We start from the raw sequence: 19,496 nt of genomic DNA, 5'->3' as shown, positions 1-19,496 counted from the left end.
TAGCAATAATAACAACACAGCTTCTCTAGGGTGAATCATGAGTAAACTCGGGTTTTACCTGCTGCTGCTGGTGCTTGCACCTGTGGCCGCGGTAATCGTCATCACGCCTATGGACAGCCAAAAACAATATATTTTTGGCTTAATCAGCATCGGGATGATGTTTTTACTGGGCTTCAGCAAAAGCCGCAAAATAACCGTTGTGATGGTTATCCTTTCTGCGCTGATGTCGACCCGATATATCTGGTGGCGCACCACAGAGACGCTGCAGTTTAATTCCGAGGTCGAAGCGATTCTCGGCATCGGCTTATATCTGGCTGAACTGTACGTCTGGTTGATTCTGATCCTTGGCTTCCTGCAGACCACCTGGCCATTAAAACGTACTATCGAACCGTTGCCGGACGATACCAGCCTGTGGCCAACCGTTGACGTCTATGTCCCGACCTATAACGAAAGCCTCGACGTAGTGCGTGATACCGTGCTGGCGGCGCAGTGCATCGATTATCCCCGCGATAAACTCAAAGTTTATTTGCTGGATGACGGTAAGCGCAGTGAGTTTGCGGTATTTGCCGCTGACGTGGGCGTGGGCTATATCACCCGTGACGACAACAGCCATGCGAAAGCCGGTAACCTCAACCATGCGATGAAAATCACCAAAGGTGAGCTGATTTGCATCTTTGACTGTGACCACGTGGCAACCCGTACTTTCCTGCAGGCGACCGTCGGTCCGTTCCTGAAAGATCCCAAGCTGGCGCTGCTACAGACGCCGCACTACTTCTACTCACCCGATCCGTTCGAGCGTAACCTGCGTGCGGCGCGGACTATCCCGAACGAAGGCGCCTTGTTCTACGGCCCGGTTCAGCAGGGTAACGATAACTGGAACGCGACTTTCTTCTGCGGTTCCTGTGCGGTGATTCGCCGTAGCGCGCTGGAAGAGATTGGTGGCTTTGCGGTGGAAACCGTGACCGAAGATGCCCATACCGCGCTGAAAATGCAGCGTCTGGGTTGGGGCTCGGCCTTCCTGGCGATCCCGCTGGCTGCCGGTCTGGCCACCGAACGTCTGGGTCTGCACGTGGTACAGCGTAACCGCTGGGCGCGTGGTATGACGCAGATTTTCCGCGTCGATAACCCGCTGTTTGGCCGGGGTCTGAAATGGCAGCAGCGTCTTTGCTACCTTAACGCCATGCTGCACTTCCAGTTCGGTCTGCCGCGCGTAGCGTTCCTGACCGCGCCGCTGGCGTATCTGCTGTTCAACCTGAACATCATTCATTCGTCGGCATCGCTGATCTTTGCCTACGTATTGCCGCATCTGGTGATGTCGCTGTACGTCAACTCCCGCATGAACGGTAAGTTCCGTTACACCTTCTGGGGTGAAATCTACGAAACCGTGATGTGCTTCCACCTCGTTATCCCGACGTTGCTGACCATGCTGGCACCGAAGCGCGGGAAGTTTAACGTTACGGATAAAGGCGGTTTGCTGGATCAGGGCTTCTTCGACTTCCACATCGTGCGTCCGCATGTGATTGTCGCGGTGCTGCTGACCATTGGTATCGTGGCGGGCGTGGTGCGTGCTGTCGCGCATGACTACTTTGGCGTGGATCCTTACGTTATTGCCCTCAACGTCGGCTGGGCGGTGTTCAGCCTGATCATCCTGATGGCGGCGATTGCCGTGGCACGTGAAACCAAGCAGGTGCGTAAAACCATCCGTATCGAGGTGCAGATTCCGGCGGTGATTCACTACGCCAGCGGCATCTCTTCCCGTACCCAAACCAGCGATCTGTCGATGGGTGGCGCGCAGCTGGATGCGCCAGATAATCGTCATGAGCACGATGAGATCGAAGAGATTGATCTGCTGTTGAAGTCCGGTGCCATCACCATTCCAGTGAGTAAAATCTCTGGCGATGAGGAATCTATCCGTCTGCGCTTTGGCGATATGCCGCTGTCACGCCGCCGCGAGCTGGTGCGTGTAGTTTTGGCGCGTGCCGATGCGTGGATCCAGCCAGAATACAAAGCGGACAATCCGCTGGTCTCGCTGGGCACTATTATTCGTACCGTATTTGAGCTGTTCTGGCTGACCTGGAAAGATCGCCGTGAGAAGCGTAAGCGTGACAACCAGGCGACAGTGAAAGAGGACAGCGCAGTATGAAGAATTTGACGCAAACGTTGCTGGCAAGCTCGCTGGCGACGGCGCTGCTGCTCGCCCCGGCCTGGGCAGAAACCCCAGCGGTGACGCAGGATAGCGGCGCGCTCTCCAACGTGCCGCCACCGCAAGGTATTCAAAGCGAGGCGGATGCACAGCTGCAACAGGCGGCGGGTGCCACGCCTTATACGCCAGCTGAAAATGCGCCAGCCACTGAAAATGCTGCGCCGGCTGCGGCTGATATGCCTGCAGCTAACTCCCCGAATACGTCGGCACCCGATACGCAGTTGCCTGCTACCACGTCTTCACCAGAGATGGTGCTGCCTGATGTGGCGCCTGCGGCACCGGTTGCTGCACCCGTTGCGGCTTCTGCCATGCTAAATCAGCCGGTGAGCAGCACCATTTCCGTGGCGCAGATGGGCCAGCCGCAGGGCATTACCCTGACCGGCGGCCAGCTGCAATCCGGTATCGTGTTTACCCTGCCGAGCGATGAAGTGATCACCAACGCGCGCCTGAATCTGTCGCTGCGCGTTTCTGCGGCACTGGCGGCGCGTAATACCTCGTTGCAGCTGATGCTGAACGGTCAGCCGCTGGGCACCTTGCCATTGGGATCGAGCGACAGCGATGTCAGCGACTATCAGCTGGATATTCCGGCGGCGATGGTGGTCTCAAGCAACAACCTCAGCTTTAAAATTAACGATGCCGACAAACTGCTGTGTGAAAAAGAGAGCGCGCAGCAGTATCAGGTGTCGATTCTGCCGAAAACCACGCTGAGCCTTGAAGGCCAGCAGTTGAACATCGGCACCAGCCTGCGCAACTTCCCGCGTCCGTTTATGGATGCGCAGCGCATGACGCCCGCCAGCGTGACCTTTGGTTTTACCGCCAACGCCACGCCGGACAGCATCAGCGCTGCGGCATTGGTAGCATCGTGGATGGGTATTCAATCGGATTATCGTGGTATCCGTTTCCCGGTGGTGCGTGGCGATCTGCCTGAGCACAACGGCATTCTGATTGGCCATCCCGGTGACAAGATCGGTACTGTAACCTTGCCTGCGACCAACGGCCCGCTGCTGCAGGTGATTGATAACCCGAACAACCCGATTTACAAATTGCTGCTCGTGGTCGGCGCGGATGATGCCCAGCTGCGTCAGGCGGCCAACCGCTTAACCACCCAGCCGCTGGCCACCGATGCCAGCAGCCTGAACGTGCAGCCGCAGCCAATTGGCCTGCGCAAGCCTTACGATGCGCCACGCTGGATCAACACCAGCCGTCCGGTGCGTTTGAGCGAGCTGCTGCGTAAAGATCAGAGTCTGACCACCACCGGCATCTGGCACGATGCGCTGAGCGTGAACTTCCGCGCGGCGCCGGACCTGTTCATGTGGGATGGCGACACCATTCCGGTGGAACTGCACTATCGCTTCCCGTCAGAAAGCTGGATTGATGAGAACAAGTCATTCCTTAACGTGATGATTAACGGCACCTTCCTGCGCAACCTGACCGTGAATAAAGTCGGCTTGCTGGAAAGCGCCTGGCATCGTTTAGGCGGCGATGCGCGTCAGGAGCATTACACCCTGAAGCTGGAGCCGTATCTGATTTACGGTGATAACCAGCTGGCGTTGTACTTCAACATCAAGCCGAAAGCGGATGCGCCATGCGGTGTGCTGCTGAACAACAACATCAAGAGCCGTATTGAAGATGATTCGTGGATCGACCTGAGCCACACGCGTCACTTCACTATGCTGCCGAACCTGTCGTACTTCGTCGGTGCGTCGTTCCCGTTCTCACGTCTGGCGGATTTCTCGCAGACCACTTTACTGCTGCCGGAAAAACCGACTGATGCGGAGATCTCCACGCTGCTGGATATGTCTTCACGTGCTGGTAACGCCACCGGTGTGCCGCTGTTACAGAATCAGGTGCTGTTTGGTCTGCCGAATGGCGGCACCAATCTGACGCGCCTGCAGGACAGCGATCTGCTGGCGGTGAGCACCACGCAGAACAGTGAATTTAATCAGCAGATGCTGGCCAACACGCCGTATGAAACCAGCGGTAACACGCTGGGCGTGAAAGAACCCACAACGTGGGACAAGCTGCGTGGCTGGCTGACCGGCGACTGGAATCTTCAGCAGCTGGATGCCGATCGTTACTTCTCCTCGAATGAAGCGTGGCGTGGCTTTGTCAGCTACCGCTCGCCGTGGAACGCGGACCGTCTGGTGGTGATGACGGTAGCGACCAGCGATCAACAGCTGTTACGTCTGCATGAAGATCTGAATTCGGCGCGTATCAACGCAGGTATTCGTGGCGATACCGCCATCATCACTGATGAAAACGGTATTCGCAGCTTCCGCGTCGGTCCGCAATTCCCGAGCGGTGAAATGCCGTGGTACATGATGGTGGTGTGGTATGCCAACCAGCACTCGGTGCTGATGGCGCTAGCGGCAGTCCTGCTTTCTGCGCTGGTAGGCGGTAGCGCCTGGGCGATGCTGAAACGTCATGCGTGGCGACGTCTCAACCCGAAAGCTGATAGCAAGTCCGGCAAGAAGTAAGGATAAAAACAATGAAAAAAAATCTGTTAAGTGCCGGTATTCGTCATGCCTTGATTCTGGGTGGGGCACTGACGTTCTCTCAGCCGCTGCTGGCGGCCGAGAGCACCAATCCTGCGTTACAAGCGTTGTTCGATCAGGCGGCTTACTGGCATCAGAAAGCGCATGACGATTTAGCCAAATCTTCGCTGCAAAAAGTGTTGATGGTAGAACCCAACAACACCCAGGCGCTCTATCTGCTGGCGCTGTATTCCCAGCAGAGCGGTGGCACAGCCGAAGCGGCGCAGTGGCGTGCACGCCTGAGTGCGGTATCGCCCAACGATCCGCATCTGAGCGAACTGGATAACGCGCGCCAGCTGCAAACCATTCCACAGGCGCAGCTGTCACTGGCGCGTCAACAGGCACGCAGTGGCAACATTGCGGCGTCGCTGCAAACCTGGCGCAACACCTTTAACGGTAATGAGCCACCGCCGAGCGTGGCGGCAGAATATTACCTGACCATGGCCGGCGATCGCTCGATGCTGCCGCAGGCGGTGGAAGCGCTGCGTCAATTCGCGGCCGACCATCCGCAGGACACTGGCGCGAAACTGGCGCTGGGCAAGGCGCTAACCTATCAGGAATCGACCCGTCGTCAGGGTATTGATTTGCTGGGCACGCTGGCGGATGGCAATAAAGATGCTGACCGTTCACTGCGCCAGGCGCTGTTGTGGTTGGGCCCGCAGGCTTCCGATGCCTCGCTGTACCAAACCTGGCAGCAGCGTCATCCGCAGGACAACGCGGTGCTGGATTACTACCGTAAAAACGTCGGTGGTGCCGAGAAAGGTGCCGGCTTTACCGCGCTCAACAGCGGTGATGTCAGCAACGCGCAAAACAACTTTGAGAAAGTGCTGCAAGCCAACCCACAGGATGCCGATGCGCTGGCCGGTATGGGCTATGTCGCTCAGCGTGCTGGACGCTATGCGGAAGCCGCTGATTACCTGACGCGCGCCGCGCAGATGGGCGGCGATCAGAGCGACACGCGCCAGAAGCAGGCTGCCGATGCTCGCTTCTATGCCCAGCTGGCGACCGCGCAGCAGGCACTGAAAAACGGTGACAGCGCGCAGGCGTTAGCGCTGAGTGAACCTCTGGCGCAGGCCGATGGTGAAAAGGCGTCTCAGCCAAGCTGTTCCGCGCTGACGTGCAGCGTCGCAGCAATCAACTCGATCAGGCGGAACAAACTTATCGTTCCATCCTGCAGAGCGATGCGAACAACCGTAATGCCAAAGAAGGCCTGTTCTACGTGTTGCGTCAGCAGAACCGCAGCGCTGAGGCGAATACCTTACTGGCTTCTCTGCCGGATAGCGTCCGCCAGAGCGTGGCCCCGCGCGGCAGCAGCACCGATCCGATTCGTGCGCAGGCCAAGCGTGAGTTAGCCGCCGGCAACAACAGCGCGGCGATTGCCACGCTAAACAGCGGTATCCAACGCTTCCCGAACGATGGCTGGTTACGTCTCGATCTGGCGCGTATTTATCGCGCGCAGGGCGACAGCATGATGGCCGCCAATATCATGCAGCCAGCGATGCGTACCGGTGCCAGCACCACAGAGCTGTATGCCGGCGCACTGAACGCCAGCGAAAGCGGTGCCTGGCAGCAGGCGAGCTTACTGCTGTCACGCATACCGAACGGCAGTAAGAGCAGCGACATGCGCGAATTAGCGCAGCGCGTGAACTTCAACCTGCAGATGTCTACCGCCGATCAGTATCTGGCGCAGGGCTCCAATGCAGCAGCGGCGAACACCTTGCGTGCGCTGGCGTCATCGCCGCCGTCTAACCCGGTGGATGCCGGTAACCTGGCGCAGAAGCTGGCGAAAGCAGGCGATCTCACCACCGCGGTCTCGGTGGTGCGCAGCAACATGCAGCGCGGCATTCAGGGTAACGCCGGTGATTATGCGGCACAGGTTGCGGTGCTGAACCAGGCCGGCCTGAATACCGAAGCGCAGAGTTTCCTCAGTAGCCCAGAGTTGCAGGCGCGCAGTACGCCAACGCAGCTGGCCGGTATTCGTAACGGTTATGTGATCAACGAGGTGGATCGTCTGCGCGAGCAGAAGCAATACGCTGCGGCTTACGACAAGCTGGTGGGCGCACTGCAACACGATCCACAGAACCGCGATCTGATGTTCGCCATGGCGCGACTGTATCAGTCCGGCAAGATGAACAAAGAAGCTGGCGTGGTGTATGACTACCTGATGACGCAGGACACGCCAACACAAGATGCGCGTACCGGCGCGATCAACGTGGCGCTGGCCAACAACGACGTCAATAAAGCCAATACCCTGACGCGCGGTCTGAACAACGAGCAGTCACCGGATCGTCAGCTATTACTGGCGCGCGTGGCGGAAGCGAACGGTAATCACAGCCAGGCGATGAGCTATCTGCGCAGCGCGCGCGGTCAGTTGATTGGCCTGCAGGGCGCCACCAATGGTGAAACGCCAAGCGTGGGTGGCCTGGCCTTGTCGGATAACCCGTTCATCAACCGTGGCACTTCGCCGGTGGGACGTTCTCCGTCGTCCTATGGCGCGGTAATGCCATGGCAGTCGGCACCGGATGTCATCAGCAGCGCTGCGGGATCTACCCTGGCGAGCAATACGCCAGCGATTCAGCAGAGCCAGACATTGCGTCAGATCGACAACATGATGGATGACCTGCAAGAGAAAACCGGCACCTGGGTTCAGGGCGGCATGCAGATTCGCGGTCGTGACGGCGAATCGGGCCTGAGCAAGCTGACCGAAGCCAAAGCGCCGCTGACCTTCTCGACCGTTCCGTTTGGCGAATCGCGCTTTGACTTCACCATGACGCCAATCTCTCTGACGGCGGGTAGTGCAGGGGGCGATGCGTGGCAACGTTTCGGCACCAATGCGTTAGAGCAGGGCAAAGTGGTGGCAGCAGGCAATGCCAAAATTGATGATGTGCCGACTTCTTCTACCGATTCACAGAAAGCGACAGGCGTTGAGCTGAACCTGGCGTTGAAAGGCGACAGCTACAAGATCGACCTTGGCAGTACGCCGCTGGGTCAGGATCTGAGTACCCTGGTGGGTGGCGTGCAGTGGTCACCGAAACTGACTGACTTCCTGACGCTGATCCTCACCGGTGAACGTCGCGCGATGACCGACAGCCTGCTTTCTTATGTCGGCGTGGAAGACAAAACCAGCGGTAAACGCTGGGGCCGCGTGACCAAAAACGGCGGTAACGCCTTGCTGAGCTACGATAACGGCGATGCCGGTTTTACGTCGGTGGTGGCGCGTACAGCTACATTGGTGAAAACGTAGCAAGCAACAACAGCGTCCAGGCAACCGCCGGTGCTTACGTGCGTCCGTTCCACTACGACGATCGCGAGCTGAAAGTGGGCATGAGCCTGTCGTGGATGGATTACTCGAAAAACCTCAGCTACTTCAGCTATGGTCAGGGTGGTTACTTCAGCCCGCAGAACTACGCGTCGGTCTCCTTCCCGATTGATTTCAGCCGCAAATTTGACGATCTGAAAGTGAACGTTGGTGGTTCAGTGGGTTATCAATCCTACAGTCAGGATAAGAGCGCTTACTTCCCGAACGATCCGACTTACCAGGCACAAATGCAGAGTCTGGCCGATCTGGGCTACGTGAAGAGCGCGTATTACAGCGGCGAGAGTAAAAACGGCATTGGCTATAACTTGCATGCCGGTGCGGATTATAAGATCAACAAAGATGTCACTGTGGGTGGGCAATTAGGCTACGACACCTTTGGCGATTACAACGAAAGCACAGCGAATCTGTACTTCCGTTATCTGTTCGGAGACAACTAAATGAGTGAGCAGGCAACCGCGCGCGTCAACCATCCGCATCAGCCGGGTTGGTTTGATCTGGTCAGCGTGATGATTGAAGGGATGCTGGACAACGCGGGCGAGGAAGCCGAAGGCTTCCTCAACAATGTGGGCGCATCGCTGGCAGCACGCTATCCTTTAGCGGAAGCGCGCACCGTGCAGGATTTGGAGCGCGAGATGAATCTGCAACTGGCGCGCTTTAGCTGGGGCTTCACCCAGCTTCAGCCACTGGAAAATGCCATTTTGATTCAGCATCACGCGTTGCCGCAGGGCGACAGCAACGTGAGTGCAGAGCGCTGGCAGCTGGCGATGAGCGCCGTGCTGGCCGGTGTGTATTCACAGTGGCTACAGGCACAGGGCGGCAGCGCTGCGGTGCCGGTCACCTTTGAGAAGAATGACGGCAACACGCTGCATTACCGTTATCAATAGGAAAGTTTGATGAGAGTCATGCGCTTCTGGCGTCAATGGATGCTGTGTTTCATGGTGATGTTTTTCAGCGCCCAGGCTGCCGCAGATGGCTGGAGCACCTTTAAAGGCCGCTTCATGAGCAGCGATGGTCGTATCAGTGATACGGCCAACAACAATGTCAGTCATACCGAAGGTCAGGGTTACGGCATGCTGCTGGCGGTGGCGAACGACGACCGCACTACGTTTGATTTGCTGTGGAAGTGGACGCGCACCCATCTGCGTAATCCGCAAAACGATCTGTTCTACTGGCGTTACACGCCGGGTGCGGCGAACCCGATTGCAGACAAAACAATGCCTCTGATGGCGATGTGTTGATAGCGTGGGCGCTACAGCGTGCGGGGCAAAAGTGGGGCGGTGATTACCAATCAACCTCTGACCGCATTCAGCGCGCCATCGTGAAACAGAACGTCACCACTTTTGGCGGCCACACGGTGATGTTGCCGGGTGCCCAGGGCTTCAACAAAAACAGCTATGTGGTGTTGAATCCATCGTATTTCCTGTTTGCCGCATGGAAGGAGTTTGCGGAACACAGCCACCTGCGCGTGTGGAACAGCCTGATTGATGATGGTATGGCGCTGCTGGGTGATATGCACTTTGGCAAAACCGGTTTGCCGCTGGATTGGGTGGCGCTGAATGCCGATGGTTCGGTGGCACCGGCGGTGGGTTACTCCAATCGCTTCAGCTATGATGCGATTCGTGTCCCGCTCAACATTTGGTGGTATGACCCGCAAAGCCTGCGTCTGGTGCCGTTCCAGCGCGTCTGGCAGGGTTATGGTCGTCAAACGACTCCTGCCTGGTTTGATGTGCTCGCTAACACCCCGGCGCCGTACAATATGGACGGTGGTTTGCTGGCGATTCGCGATCTGACCCTGAATCAAACCGGTTATCTCAGTGACCACTTAGCGCCGGATCAGAACTACTTCTCCGCCAGCTTGCAGTTGCTGACCTGGCTGGCGTATCAGGAAAAACGCTAAACTATTGCGCCGTTACCACCGCGCGCGATGATTCGTAGCGGTGCAATTTATTGCGCAACCGAAGAGGCCGTACTTCACAAATGAAGTACGGCTTTTTTATTTAAAATTCGCATACGGTTCGAGCGGCTGTGGCGGCATATCCATATCACCGTTCCAGCCAGCCATTGAATAGCGCATGTAGATTAAGCCGTGGCTCGGTGTGTAATCCTTGGCCTGCTGAATATCCATGGCGAGTCCCACTGACCAGTGCGGCGTGACGCGCCGTTCTACCACCGCTTGCAGGGTGTAACCGAAACCGTTGCCGGAGCTGCTGTCGGAGGTCGGGTTGGAATCCAGCGTGAAGCCAGGATTGACCGGATAACGCTGCTGGCCGCTGGTTTGTGATTGTGACCAGGAGACCGAGCCGCCCACATCATATGACCAGTTATCGGTGCGCTGACGATAAGTCACTGGCACCGAGAGCGAGAAGTACTGCTGCGGGCTGTAATAGCCGCCCTGGCCGAAGGTGTAGTCGCTGAGGTCTTTCTGGTAATGCCACAGCATGCTGTTCAGACCGACGGTGGCGCGGCGATTGTCCTCGTTGATCAGCTTGTAGTAATAACCAGCCATGGCACGTTCACGGCTGTTGTCTGCGACATTTTCCCCGGTGATTTGATGGGCGCTGATATCGGCCCATATGCCATTCGCGCCGCCCTGATCGTAACTTAGTCCCACCGAACCACCGGTTGCGACAACGCCGCCCCAGGTTTTTCCGCCATTGGCGGATGGATCGCGTGCACCAGCATACGCCAGCAGCGAACTGGAAATCGGCCGGCGTGACGCACTGAAGGTCACGCCAATATCATCCACATCGGTTTTCCAGCTCAGCCCGCCTACCCAGTTGGTGACTTCGAAGCCGAGCGGCGTGGTGCCAATATCGCCAGACCAGCGATCGTTATGCCAGCCAACGCCAATCGCCGTGCCTTCATCGCGCTGGGTAAAGTCGCGGCTACAGCCACCGGAGTTGTCATCGTTACAGCTGCCAAACCGTTCGTTGTGGCTACCATCGCTGGTGGAAAACGTGCCCGCTGACACCAGCACATGATCAACGCGCACAAAACTGCGCCCGTCGGCCAGCGGCGTTTCCGCCTGCATCATGGTGGTATGCGCGGTGAAATCGGAAATGCCGCCGGTGCCCTTATCGCGCGAATAATCCTGTTCGAGCGTAAAAGTGGTGTCCTGCTGACGATAAAGATCGGCAGCGTCGCTGCGAATACCGCGCTTCAGCCAGTCATCACCGGCGTTATTGCGCGTCAGTTGTGTATAGCGGTCGTTATCCTGCGGCGCGTCGGTGCTGATGCCGCTGGCCGCCATCGCCAGACGATAATCCTGCTGCGCCGCCTCAGGCTGTTGCTGCTGAATTTCCAGCCGCGCCGCATCCCGATACACCAGCGCTTTGCTTTGCGATGGGGCTTCTGTGGCGGCACGGGTTTTTAAATCATTAAACAGCTGCTGTGCGCGCGCCGTGTCGCCACTGTTTTGCCAGGCCAGCGCCACGCGGCGTCCGCTGTTGATATTTTGCTGCGCTACGCTGGTGGGTAAAGCTTGCAGCGCTTTGCGCGCTTCACCGGTGCGCTTCAGGGCGATAAGTGCTTCGATGCGGCCCAGCGCGGCGTCATTGTTGGTGGCATCCTGCTGCAGGACACGTTGGTAACTCGCCAGCGCGGATTTCGCGTCGCCGCGTTCCAGTGCCCAGTCCGCCAGGGTGATATCACGTCGCGTCGAGGCCGGCTGCTGTTGCAGCAGCGCCAGCGCAGCAGATTCATTGCCGTTGGCGCGCAGCTCGGTGGCGCGGGCGTATACCTTATCCTGGGTTAAGCGATCCGCCAGCTCATGCATATTGCTGTCCCAGCGGGTTTCCGGCAAGCGATGAAGTGCCGCCAGTGCCGCATCATCCTGATCGCCGGATGAGAGCCACAGTGCCCAGGCATAGAGTGCGGCGGGTTCCTGCGCGTGTTGGCGCACCATGGCGTCCATCACCTGAGCGCCTTGTGCTTCTTCACCGCTGCTGCGCAGTGCGCCGGCTAAACGGTACGAGAGCCAGATATCGTTGGGATTGTCCTGCGCGGCCTGGCGATATTTCACCACCGCCTGATGCCATTGGCCCTGTTGCGCTAGCGCATCCGCTTCTGCCCGCAGGCTGTCACTGCGCAGCGAGCGCAATGTCTCCGCCAGCGAGCGCTGTTGCGCGGCGGGCAGTGAATTGATAAACGCCATGGCGCGGGCAGGAGACTGCTGCTGATACAGCGCGGCCAGTCGGCGCACGGCGGTAGTATTGCTGCGATCGAGGCGCAGCGCCTGTTGCCAGTACTGCTCTGCCTGCGCGTCATTTTTTCGCGCCTGCGCGACATCGCCGAGGCCAATCAGCGCCCAGCTGTCACGGTTATCGATGGCCTGAGCACTGCGATATTGGCGTTCCGCACCCGCCACATCGCCTTTTTTCAGTGCGTCATCGCCGTTGTTGATCGCCAGCCAGTAGCGGTTGGTTTGCAGCAGCGACTGCCATTTGCCCACTTGCGTGCTGGCCTGTCCGGCCTGAATCGCTTTCTGCAGCCAGCTGATCGCCGCTGCGCGGTTGTTGGCGCGCGCCTGCGCCTGGCCCATCGCGCCCATCAGCTCGGCATCATTCGGATTGGCTTTCAGCGCGGCGCTGAGTGAGGCAATGGCGCCTGCGCCACCGCCGGCATCCACCAGCGCCAGCCCACGCATGCGTTGTCGGTAAGCCGGATCGGCTAACAGCTTCTGCTGCTGCGCCAACTCTTCTGCGCCGCGCTGTTGCGCATCACCGGAAGTAAACACCTGCAGATACTGCTTAAGGCTCGCTACCGTGCCATCTGACACCGGCTGATTTTGAATCTGCTGCAGCCAGAGTTCGGAGGCGGCATCGCGCCCGCCGTCACGATTGGCCAGACGACGCAGCTGCACCAGCGCCTCGCCTGGCTGATTGTTATCAAACGCCATACGCGCCAGCTGCAGTTCAACCCCGATATTGCCGGGATAACGCGCTTCCAGCGCCTGCAATTGGCGATAAGCAGTCGGCTGTTGCCCGGGTAAACGCGCCACCAGCCGCCAGTATTCCAGTTCGGTATTCACATCCGGGAACACGCCGTGGAACAGGGCATCCCAGGCCGCTTTGGCTTCTTCAACACGGCCCGCTGTCGCCAGCAAACGTGCCTGTTGCAGCTGCTGGCGCCCTTCGGTACTCATCAGACGCAGGCCGGTTTCGGATTCTCGCGTAGCGGCGGCATTCGGTGCCGCTTTTTTCAGTTGATCCAGCAGGGTTTGCGCTTTCGCTACATCGCCCTGACGCAGTGCCATGCGAATTTGCGCCGCCAGTACCTGCGGATTATCCGGATCGATTTTTTCCAGGCGATAAAGCGACTGCTGCACCAAATCGACCTTGTTGGTGGATTCGCCGGTGCGAATTTGCATCAGCAGCCAGTCAACCGGTGACACCTGCGGACCCTCGGCAGCGATGCCGGAGCCCGCCAGGATGCTGGTAATCAGCAGCCCGAGTGGCAGTTTATTCATCGTCTTCCAGCTCGGCCAGGCGACGACGGCTCACCATGCGCATCAAGCGCCATGCCATCAGAGCAAACAGAATCACCACTACGACGGCACAAATCGCCAGCCATACCGGATGGGTCGCCAGCATATTCCACAGGCGTTCCCACCATGCAGATGGCCGACGAAGTAGGTATCGCCGACGCGCACGCTGGTGACGCCTGATTCACGCACAATGGTGGCGGAACCGAATACGGCGGCGCGCTTGCCGCTGTCGAGCAGGGCATTGTTCAGCAGATCCCAGCCGCGCGGGCTGTCGGCTAACAGTGCGACCACGCTGCGCTGATCGTTAAACGGCGACTGGAAACCGACTATCGCACCCATCGGTCCGCGTGAGCTGATGCCGGTCTGGCTCTCAACCGCACGATCGCTGGCGGACACCGGCACGTTCTGCGCGGTAATCGGACGGGATGGCATGTTGATCCAACTGCGCGCCGCATCGGCCAGCAGATTGATCTTCTTGTCGTCCTGCAGATCCTGCGGAATGCCGCCGATCATGAGCAGATCGGCGTCTTTGTCTTTCGCCTGGTTCCAGTCATCGCTCATTTGCACGCGCAGTGCCGGATAGCCCGTTTGGGCACCGATAGCACCCAGCGCATTCAGCAGGGTGCTGACTTCGCCGTTGTCCGGTTTCGGTTGCACCAGCACCAGCGTCTGCGCCAGGTCGGCGTAGCGGCTGTAAGGGAAACCGGCGTTGGCGAACGCGCCGAGCGACGGCATCTCGATATAGTGGCGATAGCCAGAGAAGTCGATGCTGGAGTTATCGTCAATCACCACATGATGGCCCACGGCGGTGACCGTTTCGCAGCGACCATCGGCGGTGCCGCCAATAAAGGTATTGGCGTAATCAAAGTTGAAGCGCAGTTGGTTGACCACGCCAAGACGCAGCGCCGGGATGGTTAGCTGGCGGCTGCTGTCCTGCAAGCCTTGCATCAGCGGAATGTGCATCAACTGCTGGCCCGCGGTGTCTTTCATCGTCAGCGGATAGTCCTGCATGAACTGATTGTTCAGGTGAACCGCCAGACGCGAGCCATCCTGCTGGATCGGCGAGGTGTAACGATAAATCAGATCCATATCAATACCGCGCGCGCGCACCAGGAACAGATCCGGTGGCAGATTCAGCGTCAGGCTGATCGGGTTGGGCTGTAAGCCATCGCCCTGCAGCTGGTTCTGATATTGCGTCAGTTCGGCAAAGGTGGTGCGGCGATCGGTGCGCACCCAGTTTGGCGCATCATAGGCCTGGCGCGCTGCCAGCAACTTCACGCTGTCGATGGTTGAGGTTTCACCGCGCAGCAGCAGTTCGCCCTGCGCAATACCTTCGACGGCGGTCAGCAGGTCTTTGTCATCGCGGCCGAGAATCAGCAGCATTTTTTCGTACGGATTGTCCGGCTGGCTGACCATTTCAACGGTCGGCTTATCAACCGGTGGCAAATCTTTCAGGAAGTCGGGACGATGATCGTTGGTGGCAAACACCACCGCATGCTGCGCGTTCGGTAGCTGGTTATACAGCACCGGGAAGGACTGACCGCGCCACTGCGCTTTGCTGCCAAACCATGACGCCAGAATCCCGGCGGCGCGCTGCTGCTGCAGGTTAGGCTGATTGCTGAACACCATCGGCAATTGCAGCGGTCGGCTGTCGCGGGCATCAAAGAACGGTTCCGGGAAATGCGACAGGTCGTTCTTCAGCGGCAGTTTTTGCAGCGTCAGGTCGAGCTTGCTCTCTTTGCCGATATCCATCCAGATGGTGCTGTTGGCCGGGTTTTCACACACGTTGGCGTAATGACCGACCAGTTCGAGGCGCACGCGGTTAAAGTCGCCGATAAAACGCGGATCGATCGGCAGCTGGGTTTGATTTTCTTTGCCCAACTGATCGGCGGTGACGGTGACCAGTCCCACCAGTTCATCGTTGAGATAGACCTTGAGCTGTGACAGCGTCGGGATCAGCGCCGGTGATGGGCGGTAGCTGAGCGTTAGCAAGGCGCGTGTCACCACTTCATCACTGCGTACGCCAAACTCGATCTGGCTGGTGGGCTCGGTGCCGCGCAGCGTCATGCTGCCCGGCGGTGGTGCAACCTGATTAAACAGCAGCTGGCTGTCACGCAGCGGCGCGTTGCTATCCAGCGGTTGACTCACCACCGGCAGCGGCGTTTGGGCACTGGCGCGCGGCGCTTCCGGTGCAGAAGGTTGCGGCGCAGCCTGTGCCAACGTTGCGGTGCCCAGCAGCAGGGCAGTGAACCAGCTCAGTTTTCTCGTCATGGTCTTATCATCAACTTATGAAAAATCGGTTTTGATTGCCGCAGGTGCGCGGCCAATACCCTGTGGCAGCAGTGTGGCCAGCCAGCTCAGCAGGGAAGTCAGTGCCCGGAAAATACGGCGCAGCGGGGCAGGGCCATACTCCGCCAGACGCAGGTAACCTTTGAAACCTAACACCATAATATCGGCCAGGCTTTGCACCGGTTTATCTTCCGGGAAGCCGTCCTGCCACAGCGCCCAGGTATCGGCGCGGGCGAAGGTGCACTGGATAAATTCAATATGCTGTTGGGTAGTGAGCTGATGCAGGCGGATACCGGCGCGACGGCCAAACACGCGTTGCACCTGGCACGGGAAGCTGAACTCCTGCTGGCCACGGCGCAGCAGCAGCCACACTGGCTCATCCTCTTTTAATGCATCGGCTTCGCGCAGCTCAACGCCCACGCCGCCATCTGAATAGTCGCGTAGCGTGCACGGCACCATATGGCCATCTTCACGCGCGATGGCGGCCGGCATGGCGATCTCAACGCGATGCGCTTCACGAATCTGGCGCGCCTCCACCGAAACCGCCACGGCACCGCCGAGAATAATCATGTTGTAAAGCACCCACACCAGACTGACCCAAATGGTGAGCATCTCGTTGGCCGGGCCATACGCCATACGCCAGAACGCCATGCCGATGCCGGCAATGTTGAGCAACACCAGCATCATATACGGCTTGGTAATCACCCAGTCGAGATGACGCTCTTCGACCAGGCCACCTTTGGCCGTCACGTTGAACTTGCCCTTATGCGGATTGAACAGTGCGACGGTGGTGGGACGCGCGATATACCACGCCAGCACCGTTTCATACACTTCACTCCAGAATGAGTGACGCCAGCGGCCCTGAATACGCGAGTTGGTCAGGCTGGTGTGCACCATGTGTGGCAGCACGTAGATGGCAATCGCCAGCGCCGGTGCGTAGATGATGTAGGCGTGGCACAGCAGAAACGCCAGCGGCGCCAGCAGGAAGATCAGGCGCGGAATCCCGGCGAGGAAGTGCAGCATGGCGTTGGCATAACACAGGCGCTGCACCAGTTTTAAGCCTTTGCCCATCAACGGGTTATCAAGGCGGAAAATCTGCACCATGCCGCGCGCCCAGCGTATGCGCTGGCCAATGTGCGCCGACAAACTCTCGGTGGCGAGGCCCGCCGCCTGCGGAATACGAATATACGCCGAGGTGTAACCCTGACGATGCAGGCGCAGCGAGGTGTGCGCATCTTCGGTCACGGTTTCCACCGCAATGCCGCCAATCTGATCCAGCGCGGTGCGGCGCAGTACCGCACAGGAGCCGCAGAAGAACGCTGCATCCCAGGTATCGTTACCGTCCTGCACCAGGCCGTAGAACAGCGAGCCCTCATTCGGCGTCTGACGGAAGCGGCCGAGGTTACGCTCGAACGGATCGGGCGAGAAGAAGTGGTGCGGGGTTTGTAGCATCGCCAAACGGTGATCTTTCAGGAACCAACCCATAGTCAGCTGCAGGAAGGAGCGCGTCGGTACGTGGTCGCAGTCAAAAATCGCCACGTAATCGCTGCGGCAGGCCACTTTCAATGCATGGTTGATGTTGCCCGCTTTGGCGTGCTCGTGGGTAGGACGCACCACGTAATTGACGCCCACGCTGGCGGCGAACTCGCGAAACTCCTCGCGGGTACCGTCATCAAGAAGATAGATGTTGAGCTTGTCCTGCGGCCAGTCGATGCCCATCGCGGCATAAATGGTCGGTTTCACCACGCTCAGCGGCTCATTGTAGGTCGGTACCAGAATATCGACGCTCGGCCAGGAGGTGATCTCCGGCGGCATGGACACCGGTTGGCGATTGAGTGGCCACAGCGTCTGGAAATAACCCAGCACCAATACCGTCCACGAATAGGTTTCAGCGCCAATCAGCAGCAGGCCAAACGTCAGACTGAGCGGATCGTCCCAGTTCAGCGTCTCGGTGTAGCGCCACCACAAGTAGCGGCAGGAAATGGTCAGCGACAGCACAATCAGCATGATGGTGGAGAGGCGGCCCGGCACGCGGCGCACCATCATTGCCAGGCCCCACAGCAGCAGCACGAAGACAAACTGCGTGGTGATGCCAAACGGCTGAGAAATACACAGCAGCGCCAGCAGGCTGGCAATAATGGCGGCGGCGATAAACAGCAACTGGCGCATGCGCGCGGGCAGCTTTTGCAGCAGCTGTTCGCTACGCTGATGAAGACCGGTCTTCGCCAGACGCGCGGGTATACGGTCTAGCCAGTGATAAAGCTGCTGGCGCCAGCGAAACAGCGGGCCAAAGGCGTTAAAGCGTTTACGCTCGCTGCGCGCGCTGTTGTCGAGCGGCAGCACCAGCATCAGCCACAGGCTTTGCATGGCGTAACGCAGCACGTCTAACGGGCGTGGGCGCAGCGGCGAAATTTGGGGGTAGTAGCGCTGGCGCTGCAGCAGCAGCCGTTGCCAGCCGGGGGTTTCCAGCCGCAGTAGCGACCAGGCCAGTACGCACCACAGCAGATGCAGCATTACCGTTAAGCGGCCAGCGCCATGCTGGCGAGCCACGCGGGCACGACTTTGCAACGCCTGCCAGGCCTGCGGCACCAGCAGCCAGCACAACGGATTCACGCTGTCTCTCCTGCCACATGCAACAACAGCCAGTTTGCCAGCGTGTTGATCTCTTCACTGGCCAGCGCATGAGGGCGATACTCGCCGACCGGTTGCTTCATCATTAACGCTTCCGCCAGTGCCTCATCACGATGAACCACCTGCGGAATCAGATTTTTCAGCGTGCGCAGCCATAGCTGATGCAGATCCTGCTGCAGCTGGCTGTTGGCATTGAACTGGTTGATCAAAAACAGCGTGTGGGGCAAAAAGCGCGGATGGTGTAAACGCAGCTGACAGTTGGCATCCAGCGACAGCACCTGCAGCAGGCGATCGGCGGCCAGAGCAAAAGATCGCAGCCACGGCAGCAGATCCGCGGGAAGGTCAAGGATCACCCAATCATAGTACGATTTCAGGGCCGGCAAGGCGTTCAGCAAGGGCGCGGCGAAATGTTCGTCGGCTGCCTGCACACTCAACGTTTGCTGAAGGCTGAGCACGCCGAACGGCAGGAAATCGAGCCCTGCTTGATACCGCTGTGCACACTGTTGCCACGGTTGCTGATCGAGCAGTGCCGGCGCCCAACCTTGCGTATCAGTGAGTGGCAAGTTGAAGTGGGCAGCCAGTTGATTTGTCGCAGAAAAATCGATAATCAGCACTGATTGCTGCAAAGCATTGAGCGCCCAGCCGAGTGCTGCACTGAGTGATGTTGCGCCACAACCGCCACGCAAACCTTGTAAGGCAATAACCGGCATTAGCGTTCAGACTCCTGCGCCGCGGTTAATTCTCGCAGCAGCGGCCAGCGGTTCAGCAGGCTATTCAGCCGCTCTTCGCGGGCAATATCAATGTAGCGAAATGCCTTCAGGGAAAAGGCTTCGCTCAGTGCATTAATGTCATCCTGATCTTCTCTGGTGGAAGCGATCAGTGAAAAGGCATTCTCTGTTTTCATTTCTTTTTGCCAGTAAAAAAACAGCAACGGATGAATTGTGGTTCTATTTTTTGTAAAGTCTAAACCCGGAGAATAGCGGATACTATGCAAAAATCGATATGATTTGAGATAGAGCAGGTTTTATTTATTTC

7 protein-coding genes and 3 pseudogenes are annotated in these 19,496 nt (G+C 58.5%); 5 read left to right on the top strand and 5 right to left on the bottom strand.

All coding sequences use genetic code 11. The features are described 5' to 3' along the window. The first annotated feature begins 37 nt into the window (after nt 1-37). From bcsA (HA45_RS18125) to HA45_RS18105, 5 genes and pseudogenes are all read left to right on the top strand, one after another. On the top strand, nt 38-2,143 hold the full coding sequence (gene bcsA, locus HA45_RS18125; protein WP_100701504.1) for a UDP-forming cellulose synthase catalytic subunit: 2,106 nt from the start codon (nt 38-40) through the stop codon (nt 2,141-2,143). Further along, nucleotides 2,140-4,680: a cellulose biosynthesis cyclic di-GMP-binding regulatory protein BcsB gene (gene bcsB, locus HA45_RS18120; RefSeq protein ID WP_100701503.1), complete on the top strand. Its 2,541-nt coding sequence runs from the start codon at nt 2,140-2,142 to the stop codon at nt 4,678-4,680. The genes bcsA (HA45_RS18125) and bcsB (HA45_RS18120) overlap by 4 nt, the downstream gene beginning before the upstream one ends. 11 nt (nt 4,681-4,691) lie before the next feature. Next, nucleotides 4,692-8,493 (top strand): annotated as a pseudogene (locus tag HA45_RS18115) (cellulose biosynthesis protein BcsC). Further along, on the top strand, nt 8,494-8,940 hold the full coding sequence (bcsD, locus tag HA45_RS18110; protein WP_100701501.1) for a cellulose biosynthesis protein BcsD: 447 nt from the start codon (nt 8,494-8,496) through the stop codon (nt 8,938-8,940). It begins immediately after the preceding pseudogene. A gap of 9 nt (nt 8,941-8,949) precedes the next feature. Next, nucleotides 8,950-9,953 (top strand): annotated as a pseudogene (locus tag HA45_RS18105) (family 8 glycosyl hydrolase). A gap of 96 nt (nt 9,954-10,049) precedes the next feature. On the opposite strand, the gene bcsC reads toward HA45_RS18105, so the two are convergent. The 5 genes and pseudogenes from bcsC to bcsR all read right to left on the bottom strand — a co-directional run bounded on the left by bcsC (nt 10,050) and on the right by bcsR (nt 19,365). Continuing rightward, nucleotides 10,050-13,523: a cellulose synthase complex outer membrane protein BcsC gene (gene bcsC / locus HA45_RS18100; protein WP_100701499.1), complete on the bottom strand. Its 3,474-nt coding sequence runs from the start codon at nt 13,521-13,523 to the stop codon at nt 10,050-10,052. After that, a pseudogene (bcsB, locus tag HA45_RS18095) lies at nt 13,516-15,812 on the bottom strand (cellulose biosynthesis cyclic di-GMP-binding regulatory protein BcsB). The gene bcsC and the pseudogene bcsB (HA45_RS18095) overlap by 8 nt, the downstream one beginning before the upstream one ends. Before the next feature lie 15 nt (nt 15,813-15,827). After that, the gene (gene bcsA / locus HA45_RS18090; protein ID WP_100701497.1) at nt 15,828-18,443 is read right to left on the bottom strand and encodes a UDP-forming cellulose synthase catalytic subunit; all 2,616 of its coding nucleotides are present in this window, start codon (nt 18,441-18,443) and stop codon (nt 15,828-15,830) included. Then, nucleotides 18,440-19,171, bottom strand: a complete 732-nt coding sequence (gene bcsQ, locus HA45_RS18085) for a cellulose biosynthesis protein BcsQ (protein WP_100701496.1) — start codon at nt 19,169-19,171, stop codon at nt 18,440-18,442. Before bcsQ ends, bcsA (HA45_RS18090) begins: the two co-directional genes overlap by 4 nt. Beyond that, nucleotides 19,171-19,365: a cellulose biosynthesis protein BcsR gene (gene bcsR, locus HA45_RS18080; protein ID WP_100701495.1), complete on the bottom strand. Its 195-nt coding sequence runs from the start codon at nt 19,363-19,365 to the stop codon at nt 19,171-19,173. The genes bcsQ and bcsR overlap by 1 nt, the downstream gene beginning before the upstream one ends. Between the last annotated feature and the right edge of the window lie 131 nt (nt 19,366-19,496).

Source organism: Pantoea rodasii (genome assembly GCF_002095465.1).
Lineage (GTDB): Bacteria > Pseudomonadota > Gammaproteobacteria > Enterobacterales > Enterobacteriaceae > Pantoea > Pantoea rodasii.
Note: the sequence above shows the minus strand (reverse complement) of the source record. Positions and strands in the feature narration are given on the sequence as shown.